The 12,068-nt window shown below is 63.8% G+C and carries 9 protein-coding genes; 4 read left to right on the top strand and 5 right to left on the bottom strand.

Going from position 1 to position 12,068, the window contains the following annotated elements; translation table 11 throughout:
- The 4 genes from KA184_04015 to KA184_04000 all read right to left on the bottom strand — a co-directional run.
- Positions 1-619, bottom strand: a 619-nt coding sequence (locus KA184_04015) for a hypothetical protein (GenBank protein ID MBP8128722.1), incomplete at its 3' end; no start/stop codon positions are given.
- 205 nt (positions 620-824) lie between these two features.
- On the bottom strand, positions 825-1,607 hold the full coding sequence (locus KA184_04010) for an isoprenylcysteine carboxylmethyltransferase family protein (GenBank protein MBP8128721.1): 783 nt from the start codon (positions 1,605-1,607) through the stop codon (positions 825-827).
- Between the two features lie 169 nt (positions 1,608-1,776).
- The gene (locus KA184_04005; GenBank protein MBP8128720.1) at positions 1,777-6,006 is read right to left on the bottom strand and encodes a sigma-70 family RNA polymerase sigma factor; all 4,230 of its coding nucleotides are present in this window, start codon (positions 6,004-6,006) and stop codon (positions 1,777-1,779) included.
- An 80-nt stretch (positions 6,007-6,086) separates the two neighbouring features.
- The gene (locus KA184_04000; protein ID MBP8128719.1) at positions 6,087-7,259 is read right to left on the bottom strand and encodes a Gfo/Idh/MocA family oxidoreductase; all 1,173 of its coding nucleotides are present in this window, start codon (positions 7,257-7,259) and stop codon (positions 6,087-6,089) included.
- 245 nt (positions 7,260-7,504) lie between these two features.
- Between KA184_04000 and KA184_03995 the strand changes: the two genes are divergently transcribed.
- The 3 genes from KA184_03995 to KA184_03985 are packed head-to-tail and all read left to right on the top strand — an operon-like array spanning position 7,505 to position 10,574.
- Positions 7,505-8,830, top strand: a complete 1,326-nt coding sequence (locus tag KA184_03995; GenBank protein MBP8128718.1) for an extracellular solute-binding protein — start codon at positions 7,505-7,507, stop codon at positions 8,828-8,830.
- Positions 8,827-9,720 (top strand): sugar ABC transporter permease, encoded by an 894-nt coding sequence (locus tag KA184_03990; GenBank protein ID MBP8128717.1) that lies wholly within the window; start codon positions 8,827-8,829, stop codon positions 9,718-9,720. Before KA184_03995 ends, KA184_03990 begins: the two co-directional genes overlap by 4 nt.
- Entirely contained in the window at positions 9,717-10,574 is an 858-nt protein-coding gene (locus KA184_03985) for a carbohydrate ABC transporter permease (GenBank protein MBP8128716.1), read from the top strand. Before KA184_03990 ends, KA184_03985 begins: the two co-directional genes overlap by 4 nt.
- A gap of 43 nt (positions 10,575-10,617) precedes the next feature.
- Here KA184_03985 and KA184_03980 read toward each other — a convergent pair whose 3' ends face one another.
- Complete coding sequence (locus KA184_03980) at positions 10,618-10,953, bottom strand: hypothetical protein (protein ID MBP8128715.1); 336 nt, start codon at positions 10,951-10,953, stop codon at positions 10,618-10,620.
- 316 nt (positions 10,954-11,269) lie between these two features.
- On the opposite strand from KA184_03980, the gene KA184_03975 reads away from it, so the two are divergent.
- Positions 11,270-12,068: hypothetical protein (locus KA184_03975; GenBank protein ID MBP8128714.1), on the top strand; the 799-nt coding region annotated here is incomplete at its 3' end.

The raw sequence follows: 12,068 nt of genomic DNA, 5'->3' as shown, positions 1-12,068 counted from the left end.
CCGGGTTCGCTTCTGGAATAGGCGCAAAAATGTGTTCCGGCGTCGCAAGGAAGAAATTCAGCATCGTGTCCTCGGGCAGGCGGCCCAAATCTATGAAATCGCCCGGCAGGATAGGCGCATCGGCCGACGGGGAGCCGAAAACATCGGAGCGGTAATAGGCTCTGGAACGTGCGCGGCGCGCCGCTTCATCCAAGGGCACCGGCGTATTCACGAGCGGGAACAGGATTTGGGGACGCCCCTCGCGCGTCCCGATGCCTTCGAGGTTGAGTCCCAGCGCATTGGGGATGCCGGACCCCTCACCGACGAAGTAGACCCGCACCTCGCTCTCACTGTTGAGCCGCAGGCGCGCCGGGTCGATGATGATACGCTCGAAATGGTCCAGAAAGGCCGCGTGGGAGAATTCCGTGTCGGCCAGCGAAATCAGACCGGGCAGTTCAAACCAGAGGAACGCCCAAGAGGCCCAGTCAGACCCGCCCGCCTTGACCTGCTTGAGCACCGCCAGGTTGTGCAGGCGTTGTTCCGCCTGATACGGGGCATCGTTCGGGCCACAGCCACATGCGAATGCAACCAGGAACAGCGCAAACCAGAGACGGAGCTTCTTCCACAACTCCTTGCCCATTACGCTGCCCTCGATGCCCCGACCGAGACATTGTCCTGCCCCGGCCCGCATCATATAGCGGCATCGCGGCGGATGCAAAAAGACGTGTGATTACGCTGCTATGCCCGCCGGTCATCGGCATCGCCCGATGACCGGCGGCAGCCTCACAAGGCGGTAGTAGTCTCGCCCGAGCCTCCAAGCAACGCGGGCGAATCGGAATGCCGCGTCATTCCTTTTCGGTCGCCGTGTCCGGACCCGCATCCGGAAGGGACCCGGAGCCAATCCTGCCGGGCCGCGGAATCAGCATGGGCGTCCGGCGGCGGTAGGCCTCATACACTGCGCCCAGTTCGCGCGACAAGGTGCGTTCCTCGAACTGAATGCCTATTACGATGTACGCGGTCATGCACACCGCGAACAACAGATGGCCGTAGCTCATGACCGGCGCGGCCCAAACCGCAATCAGGAACCCCAGCATCAGGGGGTTGCGCACCATCCGGTACAAGGACACCACCTTCATCGGTACCGGCTTGTATGGCTCTCCCTTTGCGTGAAGATAGACTTGCCTCAGACCAAAAAGGTCGAAATGGTTGATCAGAAAAGACGAGTAGAAGACGAGCACCCACCCCAGCGCAAACAGCGCGTAGATAATCCCGCGGCCAGTACCCGATTCAACGGACCACAACGGGTCCGGCATCGGCCGCCACTGCCAGAACGTCACGGCCAGAATGACGCTGGCAATCAGCACAAACGTGCTGCGTTCGAGCGGCTTCGGCACGTATTGCGTCCACCAGCGCTTGAACCCCGTACGCGCCATAATCGTGTGCTGCACCGCGAAAGCCAAGATCAGCAGCACATTCACGGCCACCGCTTCTGACGCAGATACGGTTGCCCCGTCGTCGATGTCTTTCGGCGCCATGAACCCGCCCAGAAAACCGATCATGTAAAGAATGGTCCCGAAAAATGCCAGATACGCCAGAAGGCCACACGCAAGAAAAAGTGTCTTTGTCATCTTTCCCAATCTCCAGTTGCGGTCTTGACTGCCCTGCGACACCTTACCCAGAAGGTTGCCCGCGCTCCCCCGCGCGGTACTCATATAAAAAACCAGTCTCCGAGCGGATTTAATCCCGCCTCCGGAGAGTCCGCGCACCTTCAGCCTCAGCAACAAGACCGGGCGAGCCCTACTGCTCGCGCAGCGTCAGCGCCACCTCCGCCGTGCCGTGCGCTCCGACCAAGACCACTTGGCCTGCCAGCCGAGTCGTTTCTGCCGTCATGCCCGGGCGGTTACTGACGGCGATCAGCGTGTAGGCGCCCGGTTCAAGATACCCCACCCCGAAACGGCCATCCGCATCCGTCTGAGTCATGCGGACAACGGACAGCATCGCCTCTTCGTTCCCGAGCTGCTGTATGAAGGCCGGCGCGTCCACTTCTCCTCGCACCACCATGACCGAGCAGGAGCAGTCCGGTTCCATGCCCGCGACGGCGCCTTGAATTGCGCCACCGCCATCGAAGTTCCAATCCACGCGCTGGCGGTCGCCTTCACCCAGCACGATCGTTTCTTCCAGACGCGCCCCAGCCACAAGAGGGTCTTGCGTGAAAAGCCTGACTCGGTACTCGCCCGCAGGCAGGCCGGTGAAGGAGAACTCGCTGCTGCCGCCGAGGTGGACAGAGGCGCTCGTCTCGCCTTCGAGAATCACAATTCCCTGTTCCGGGGCGGCGCCGCCAATCATGACCGTACCCTCGATCACACCGCTCCCGCTGAACTCTACGTCGAGCAGCGTTTCCTGTCCGGACACGATGGAAACGGTTTCGCCACGGTTCAGGTAGGTATCGCCCTGCTCCAACGACACCGTGACGGTCAACTCGCCGGCAGGAAGACTGGTGTACAAGTATTCGCCGTTCTCTCGCGCAATGTCGCCTCGATTGCCGTATCCGGCGCCTGTTTCATCATAGACGTGCACGGAGAATTCCTGCGCCTTCCGGCCGTTTTGAAACGCGCGAATGCGCAGCGAGCCGCCTTCCTCCAGAAGTACGTCCGCGGGCGTAACGCCGCCCGCTTCGGGCGTTACGGTGACAACAGACGGCGCGAAGCCCTCACGCGACGCCACAAGCCGCAGTTCCTCGCCGGGCGTAACGTCTCGCAGTTCGAAAGCGCCGTCGGCGGTGGTAACGGCCGCCGCCTCTGCCACGGGATAGCCCGGCTGTGTCGTAGACATCTGAATCTGGACCTGTCCCAGGGGCTGGCCCGCGGCGTCGTGCACAAAACCCCGAATGGTCGCGCCACGCTCGAGTTCCGCGAGGATTTCGTTTTCCTGGCCGCCGGCGAGTCCCTCAAGTTGTGTCTCCCACATCGCATAGCCGTTGGCGCGAACGCGCAGGACCGTCGGCAGCGTTGACATGCCCTCGATGCGGAATTCGCCCTTGGCGTCCGTGAACGTCTGCGTGCCGTTCAGGCCCGGCGAAGCCACCTCCATCAACTGCGATGTCGACGTGTACTCGACGGTAAACGCGTCCAGCGGGGCGTTCGCCGTCGCGTCAATTACACGCCCACGTAGTATCGCGAGGTTTTCGAGGCGCAGCGTCAGGTCGCGCGTGCCTGCCGGGACATTCCGCGCAACCGCGGGCGAGTAACCGGGCGCGGCCGCGTAAACGGTGTACGCGCCCTTTCCCAGTCCGTCAATCTCAAAGCTGCCGTCCAGTTTGGCGGTCGAATACCGTGGCAACCCCTCGACCGTCAACGCCGCGTAAAGCATCGGTCTGCCGCTCGGGGACAGCACCTTGCCCGTGATCGTCAGATTGGCCTCGATCTCGCAGCGGACCACCACGTCCTTCACGGTCTTGCGCTCGGCCACGTCAACGGTCGTTTCCGGCGACGTGGAGCCATCATCGACTACCAGTCCCGTGTGGTACATGCCGTAATCAGTCGGGGACGCCGTCAGGATATATCGGCCCGCCTGCAGCCCTTCCAATTTGAATAGGCCGCTCATCTCCGCCTCCACCCCTGCGGCTGGCTGGTCTTCCCCGGCCTGTCGCGCCTGGACGTATGCCTTCCCCAGCGGCTTGCCGCCGGAATCCAGCACCCTGCCTTCAATGGCGCTGCCCGCGAGGACATCCAGGCGCATGGTAATATCCGCGAGTCCGCCGTTACCCAAGGGCCCTTCATATGGCTTCGCCCTCCAGTCCCCCTTGACCGCGTCCAGGCGCAGTTCGGTTCCCCCGCGCAAGCGGGTCAGCGCAAACGCACCCGCCGCATCCGTCTCCACCCGGTCGTAGGAGTAGTCGCCAGTCTGAAAGCCGGTGTTCCCGCTGACCTCAGCGCCTTCGACCAGATTCCCATCCCCGTCCACGACGGTGCCGGACACGGTGACGCCGGGCTCCAGCGTGAAATCTACGCCTTCCTGCGGCTGATCGATCGCGGCCTGCACCATGCGCTCCGACATGTTGGATGGCAGATAACCCGGTACGCGCGAATAGACGTCGACCCGGTACTGGCCCGGCGGCAGACCCGTAATCTGATACTGGCCCGAGCCGTCCGTCTGCCCGCTCTTGCCCGTTCCCGTCTCCGAAGAATAGGCGTTCACGTCGACGCCCGCTATTCCCGCGCCGGAGACCTTGTCCGTGATGCGCCCGGCGATCAGGCCGCCCGTCGAGACACGGATGTCGAATCCCTGCGTCTCCTTGCCGGTTTCGACGCGCGTGGCCTGCCTGGGGTCGGCAAGGCAGAGCATCGGGTCTTCCACGCGAACGCGGTACTCGCCGGGCATCAACCCCTCGGCGCGGAATGTGCCGTCCTCGCCGGACTGCACCGCATGCCGGACACGTTCGGAGATGACGGGCGCGCCCGTGGCATCGGCAGCCACGTACAGCGTATCGCCCTGCACCAGGGCCAGCTTCACGTACGGCATGGGCTCGCCGTCGCGCGAATCGACCACGCGCCCCGCGAGCGAACCCGGCCCGCCGAGCACGACTTCGGCGTTTGTCGCAGGCACCTGGACGGGCTCCGTGTACGCGGGCGGGCGTCCCGGCGCCACGACGTACAGAATCCAGCCCCCGGGTATGAGTCCCTTGAACGCAAACTTACCATCCGCGTCACTCACCGCACGCGTGCTCGCAATAGTCCAGTGGTCGAATTCCTCGTCGGGAAAGAGCACGTGCTTGACGGGATACAGCACGGCGCCGGCAATGGGCGCGCCGGTTTCGTCGCGGATAACGCCGGAACACGGCATGATCGGGTACATCTTCACGTTCCGCGGAATGTAGCCGTGCTCTTTCACGATATTCGCGTCATTCGCGCCGCCCATGCCTGGGGTAAACGCGGTGATGCAATACGGCCCGGGGGGCAGATTCTCGAACCTGAATTTCCCGTCGGCATCCGCCTGAGTACTCCAACGCGCCGTGGGTTCGGGCGGAGTCTCCGTGGCCGCCCAATTCACCAGTTCGAGATAGACATCCGCGTTGGGAATGGGCCGGTCCTGCAGGTCCACCAACATGGAACTGATTGTTTCCGTGCCGGTGGGAGGAAAAGAGCCGGACGTTTCGGTCGCCGCGGTCTGCGGCGTTTCGGAGACCGTCTCCGCGGCTTCTTCGGCGGCCGCCGTTTGGTCAACCGTGGTGTGCGCCGAGGCTGCCCCTGATTCGGCGGGAACCGTCTCCGCACGCGGCGGGAATACCTGTGGACCCGCCACATACAGAGCGCCAGCGGTCCCGGCGAGTACTGCTGCCGTCACGAACAACTTGAGCAACGCGCCGGCTCCGAAAGCCGTTGCCGCGTAGGCGGGCGCGGCGTGCCACGCAACGGGCGCAGCCGCAACGGCGGCAAGAATCGCCCGCGCGCGCACGCGGTTTGATTCCCGCGATGGCCGCGCCTCGGGCACGGCCTTCAAGAGTTCCTCGCCCAATGCTGCCCGCGCGCGTTGGAGCCGTTTCGCCGCCGCTTCCCGCGATATTCCGGTCATTGCGGCGATTTCACGCAAGGATTTCCCCGCAAAATAATGAAGCATGAGGATTTCCCGCGGTTCCGCTTCCAGCGTGGACAGAGTCTGCTCCAGGGTCCGGCGCATCTCTTCTTTTTCCGCCGCGGGGGGGTCAACGGCCGGTTCGAGGCCGTTTATGGCTTCAAGGCTGGTTTCGCGGCTCTGACGGCGGCTCCAGGTGCGCGCCGTGTTCCGCACGATGGTGATAAACCATGGTCCAAACCGTTGCGGCGCGCGCAGGGTGTCCAGTTTCTGAAACGCGGCTACGAAGGATTCCTGGGCGACGTCTTCCGTGTCCGCCGGATTGATCAGGTTGCCTCGCGCAACGGCCTGCGCCGCAGGCAGATACCGCTCGACCAGAATACCGAAATCATCACGTCTGCCCGCCAGCACCCGGCGCACCACCCGCGCATCGAAATCCTGCCACAGCATGAACATGTCCATTTACCTCCGCGCTGCTCCCCATAGACGCGCGAACAGCCGAGGTGTGGACACCCCCGGTCTGCCTCCCTGCCCCATTACGACCGCAGCGGGTGCTTCCGTTCCGCCAGGGGCAGACCGGCGCGGCAGCCGCGCAAATGCGCCGCAAAGACGCCCTGGACCATTTCGTGCGCCGCGCGCCCGTCCTGCAGGCTCACTTTCGGCAGACGGTCCTCGCGGATGGCAGCGACCAGGTCGTCCACGATCGCGCCATAGCGCGGCGTCTGCTCCGGCATGGGGGCCGGTGCGTCCGGCAGGGTATCCTTGGCCACTTCCCCGATGCTCGGAGACCACGACGGGTCCCGAAACAGGCGCGCCTGCGCGCCGCGCCGCGGCTCGCAACGGATCACGACAACGCCTTGGGTGCCGTAGAGGTCCACGCCCCAGCGCCCTCCCCCTCCTTCCGTGTTGCGCGCACTCGCGAAGTAACCCCGGACCCCGTTCGCGAACCCGTACATCGCGTGTACCGTGTCGCCCATGATTGGTCCCAGCGGCTCGGTAGCCTCTTTCACGTCCGTCAGCGTGGCGGGACGATGCTCCACCTCGATATCCGCCATGCACCACTGCGGGTCCCCCGCGAAAAACCGCATCAGGTCGAACACATGAACCCCCAAGACAATCAGGTCTTCCGCGCCCGACCGGTGATCCTCTTTCCCGCGCGCGCGCATTTCGAGCAAGTCGCCGATGAGCCGCTCCTCCACCACCAGCCGTCGCGCGTGCTCGATCAAAGGCACGGTGTGCCAATTGAACGCCATCGCCCACTTCAGTCCCTTGGCCTCGATGGCCTGCACCATCGCGTCCGCTTCTGCCAGGTCAACCGCCATCGGCTTTTCCATGAACCCGTGCGCCCCGCACTCCGCCGCGGCCAGCAGGTACTCCGCGTGCCGCACCGTGCACCGCGGCGCAATCGTCACCACGTCCGGCTTCTCCTTGCCGAGCATTTCCCGGTAATCGGCATACGCGCGCTGCGCATTCGCCGCCGCGGCGTGTTCGAGGCGGCCCGCCTCGTCCGGGTCCGCAAGCCCCACGATCTCGATGTCGTCTCGATGGGCCCAAGCCAGGTGAAGACCATGGCCATAGCCGCCCATCTTCGTATCCCCGATGACACACACGCGCAACTTTGGCGCCGTTTCCTGCGCGCGCGCCGTCATGCCCCCTGCCGCCAATACGCCCGCCGATGCCGCAAGAAATGCCCTGCGAGAACACTCCATGACCTCTCTCCCTGTGCCCGGCCGCCTCGTGGCGCGCAGGCCTGTATTTTCAGCCGTCCCGGCTATGGAACAATCAACAAACCGTGCAGGCGCTTATTGTAGACCATCAAGCGTCCAAATCCGAACATACGCAGAGACCACGACCCCCGCATTGATTCGCATGGCGGTGTTCCTATACACGTATGGGCTGCGCGTGGAGACAAGAAGGGCGTGCGAACGTGACGAACCATACACGATGGCCCGGCATGGCAGGGCGGAACGCATCGCTGCTGTTCCCGCTGCTGCTCCTGGCAGCGTGTCCGCTGAGTGCCGGCGCAGACGCGACGTTGTCGCCGACGGAATCCGTGGACGCCGCGGCCCTGCACGGCGGCCTGCAGGTATGGGGCTGGAACATCGCCGCCGCGAGTCTGAACAAGCTTGTGCCCGCCTTCAACGCCCGGTTTCCGCATGTCGCGGTCAACGTCAACATGACCGGCGCCAATCTGCAGTCCCGTTTCTTGCTCTCCCTCTCGGCTGGCGTTGGCGCGCCCGACATTTCACAACTCCAGCTGGCCGAAGCGCAGCGCTACGCCGTCACACGGCGGCTCACCGACCTCACGCCCGTCGCGCAATGTTACGCGGCCGCTTTTCCGGCTTCGTTCTGGGAAAACTGCGTGTTCGAGGGCCACATCTACGCTATCCCGTGGGACATGGGGCCCTGCGCTGTCTTCTACAAGCGCAGCCTACTCGCCCAGTACGCAATCGACCCGGATTCCATCTTCACGTGGGACGACTTTGTCGCGGCGGGGAAGCGCCTGCTCGAAGCGTCCGGCGGCACGACGAAAATGATGGTCCTGCCCACCGGCGGCATGGAATTCACGTTCGAAATGCTCCTGCAGCAATTGGGCGGGCAGGTGTTCGACGCCCAGGGCCGCGTCGCGATCCGTTCGCCGCAGGCGCTGCAAGTACTGGGCCTGCTCCGCAAATTCATCCAGACGGGCATTACCGCAAACGTGCCGCCGTACAGCCACGCGCACTATGCGTCGATCCGTTCGCCCATCGTGGCCACGTTCCCCTCCGCCGCGTGGTGGGGCGGCACGATCAAGGATTATGCGCCCGAAATGAGTGGCGACTGGGGCGTGTTCCGGCTGCCCGCCTTCACGCCGGGCGGTCTGCGCACCAGCAATCAGGGCGGGTCCGTCCTCGTGATTCCGGACCAATGCGCTCAGAAACAGGCCGCGTGGGCGTACATCGAGTACGCGCTGTGCACGCGCGAGGCGCAGATCGGGCAATACCGCAATTTCGATCTCTTCCCGGCGTTTCTGCCTGCGCATGAAGACCCCTTCTTTGACGAGCCGGACCCGTATTTCGGCGGCCAGAACGTGCGGCGGCTCTTCGCCCAGGATATCGAGCGCATACCGCCCTTGAACCGCACCAAGGACTGGTTCGAGGCAATGCGCTACGTCTCCCAGGCACTCAGCACGTGGGTGGACGGCGACATGAATGACGCGGACCCGTTCCTGCGCACGCTCGAACATCGGCTGGCGACGCGGCTGGGCCGCGAGATAGCGCCCGGAGTGGAAGCGCCATGAGCAACGCATTTAAACACTCCCGCTGGCGGTCTGTGAAACAGCATCGTCATTTTTATCTCTTTATTTCGCCGTTCTTTCTGCTCTTCGCGGTTTTCGGCCTGTATCCGATCCTTTTCTCGCTCTATCTGAGTTTCACCCGGTGGGACGGGCTCACGGAGATGACGTGGACCGGCTGGACAAACTTCGAGGTGATGTTGCAGGACGAACTCTTTTTCACGTCGTTGTGGAACACCTTCGTGATCGGACTGCTGTACATCCCGCCCATGTTCGCGGGCGCGTTTCTGCTCGCAACCGCGCTGAATGAAGGCTGGCTGCGCCTGCGCGGCATGTTCCGCGCCGTGTTCTTCCTGCCAGTCGTCACGCCAATGGTGGTGGTGTCGATCGTGTTCGGCCTGCTCTACGGCCAGGAGACAGGCCTGATCAACTTCGTCTTGACGTCGTTCGGGTTCGAACCAGTGCCGTGGCTCGTGAGCGAGGAATGGTCAAAACCGGCCATTGCCGTGCTGCTCGTGTGGCGCTGGACCGGCTACAACATGGTGCTGATGCTCGCGGGGCTGCAAGGCATTTCCCCCGAATACTATGAGGCGGCGCGCGTCGAGGGCGCGGGCCCGTGGCGGCGGATGCGGCACATCACGCTGCCGCTCATGCGCCCCGTCTTCATTTTCTGCGCGATCACGTCGCTCATCGGCACGGTGTACATGTTCGACGAGGTCTTTGTGCTCACGCTTGGCGGTCCGGGCACCTCCTCGACCAATTTCGGGCTGTATCTCTTCAACACGTCCTTCACGGACTTTAAATTCGGCTATGCCTCAAGCATGGCCTATACCGTGGCGTTCTTCGTGTTCATCGCGTCGCTCGTCATTCTGCTCTTCCGCAGGGAGGACCTGTGATGCGGCAAGGGCGGCTCTTCCCGGTTTCACGCGCACGGCTTTCCCGCGCCTGTGTCCACGCTCTCCTCATCGTTGCCGCGATCTTCTTTGCATTTCCGTTCTATTGGCTGTTCATTTCCGCGTTCAAGGCGAAGGAACAGATTTTCACGCTGCCGCCGGTCTTTGTGCCCAGTCCATGGCGGCTTGACAATCTTGCGCGTGTGTTTCAGGAAACGAACCTGTTTCGCGCGCTCTTCAATTCCGTTGTCATCGCGGGCGGCCACTGCGCGCTTGCCCTGTTCCTGTGCTCGCTCGCCGGTTACGCGTTCGCGAAGTTTCCGAAAGCGCCCGGCCGCAACGCGCTATTCGCGTTCGTGCTCGCCACGATGATGATCCCCGGCGCGGTAACGCTCATCCCCGTGTTCGTCGTGCTGTGCAAGCTGCACGCCGTCAACCATTACTGGGCCATGATCCTGCCCGGCGCGGCGAGCGCGTTCGGCATTTTCTGGATGCGCCAGTACATCGCGTCAAACATCCACGACGACCTGCTCGATGCCGCGCGCATCGACGGGTGCACCGAATTCGGCCTCTACTGGCGCATTGTCGTGCCCGTAATCAAGCCCGCACTCGCGGCCCTGGGCGTACTGACCCTGATCGGCGTCTGGAACAACCTCATGTGGGCGTTCATCGTGCTGCGCACCGAAGACATGTACACGCTGCCCCTCGTCATCTACCTGCTCAACGGCGAACTGCGCACGCCCTACGAACTGATCATGGCCGCGAGTCTGCTCGCGACGCTGCCCCTCGTGCTCGCGTTCCTCTTCTTCCAGCGCCATTTCATTCAGGGCATCACGGCAGGCGCCATAAAGGGATAGAGGAACGAACCGCCGCCTCCGCGCCCGGGCCGCGTTTCCGCGGTCACTCCCCCTTCGTGAGTTCCCAGAGCAGGTCCCACACCTTGCCGTACACCCGGGCGCGCGCCGACCCCTGCTCATCGTGCACGGTGTTCTTGAAGTTGTCGTAGTCGATGCCGAGCGCAATCTGCCGGAGTGCTTCGGCGAAGTCCGCGCGCGAAGCGTGCGCGCGAAACTGGTAGTCCGTTCCGGCGTCCGCGTGGATTTCTCCCAGGCGCGGAAGCCAGCCTTCATCTCTCAGCCGCTCCAAGTCCTCCCGGACACGCGCCCGGATCGTCAGGCCGCTCTCCCCCGTTTTCTGTACCACGCTGAAGAATCCGAAACGCGTCATCACCCACATGGCCTCGACCTCCCGAACCTGTCCCTCCGGAACATCATAGCGGAACCTCCGGGGAAAACCGAACTCACTCCCGGCAGCAGGAGTCCCGCACCGCCGTGACACCGGCGGATTTCTTGCAATCCTCTATCCATACATGCGCAAAATGGCGTTTCATGGCACGATTCATGCTCATCCTCATGATGTTGCCCCTTGGTACGCGGTGAATTGGGACCAAAGCGTCACAACCGGACGCCTCGCGCGCATTCGCGCAGGGCTCAGGTGACATGGTCGCCCTCTCCGCAAGAACGGGAACGACGCCAGTCAGGAGGAACGGAACGTGACAGCACCAGAGACCGGTCCGGAGGCTCCCCGAAACCCCCACCATTCGGATGCCCAACAGCGGGAACTCGTTTGCGCGGCCTGCCACGCCTGCATCCTGAGCGCATCCCTGTTCGAAGGGGTCTGCTGTGTCTGCGGCGCGCGTATCTGCTACAAATGCTGGTCAACCGGCCGCCGCGCGTGTGCAGTCCATGGGCCGGATGCGACACCCGCGGCGCAACCGCCGCCAAAACCGCCCAGCCTGCTGTCATGGGCGCCCCGGCCACCGTTTGCGTCCCCGCGCCCCGGTCCCGCCGTGGCCAATGCACTGGAAGGCGCGGCGACACCGGGCGTTTTTGAAACCCTCTTTCACCGCCACGTCATGGAAGCGTTGAAGCATGCCGGCGCATGGGCCGGGCTGAAACCGCGCCGGGTCCGGAAAACACTCGAATGGCGCTTCGGCCTGAGCGCGCACAGAGACGCAAAGCAGCATCTGGCGGAACGGATTGAGGTTCGCTTCCGCGCCCGGAGGCCGTGGAAGCGAGGCCTGCTCTCGTTGGTGGCGGCATCGTATGGGGCATCCGCGCTCAGCCCCGCAGTGACAACCTGCGGCGAGAGTCCCGGCGGTTCTGACGTAGCCGGCGCCCTGATCCGTTCGCTTCCAGAAGACTCGGAGAACGCGATTGTACTGCTGTTCAGTGCGTCGGGCTGGCGTACGGACTGGCCAGCCCCGCCACGCGTCGTGCTAATATCTCTTGACGGGCAGGGGCATTGGCAATTGCGGCAGGCCCTGCCCGACAAGACCACCGCAGAATGGA

Source organism: Candidatus Hydrogenedentota bacterium (assembly GCA_018005585.1).
Taxonomy (GTDB): Bacteria; Hydrogenedentota; Hydrogenedentia; order Hydrogenedentales; family JAGMZX01; genus JAGMZX01.
This window is presented reverse-complemented; position numbering and strand designations above follow the sequence as displayed.

What these genes read in the sequence shown, in the direction of transcription:
- KA184_04010 (MBP8128721.1), bottom strand. Translation starts at nt 1,607, where the DNA reads ATGACAAAGACACTTTTTCTTGCGTGTGGCCTTCTGGCGTATCTGGCA.
- KA184_04005 (MBP8128720.1), bottom strand. Translation starts at nt 6,006, where the DNA reads ATGTTCATGCTGTGGCAGGATTTCGATGCGCGGGTGGTGCGCCGGGTG.
- KA184_04000 (MBP8128719.1), bottom strand. Translation starts at nt 7,259, where the DNA reads ATGGAGTGTTCTCGCAGGGCATTTCTTGCGGCATCGGCGGGCGTATTG.
- KA184_03995 (MBP8128718.1), top strand. Translation starts at nt 7,505, where the DNA reads ATGGCAGGGCGGAACGCATCGCTGCTGTTCCCGCTGCTGCTCCTGGCA.
- KA184_03990 (MBP8128717.1), top strand. Translation starts at nt 8,827, where the DNA reads ATGAGCAACGCATTTAAACACTCCCGCTGGCGGTCTGTGAAACAGCAT.
- KA184_03980 (MBP8128715.1), bottom strand. Translation starts at nt 10,953, where the DNA reads ATGTGGGTGATGACGCGTTTCGGATTCTTCAGCGTGGTACAGAAAACG.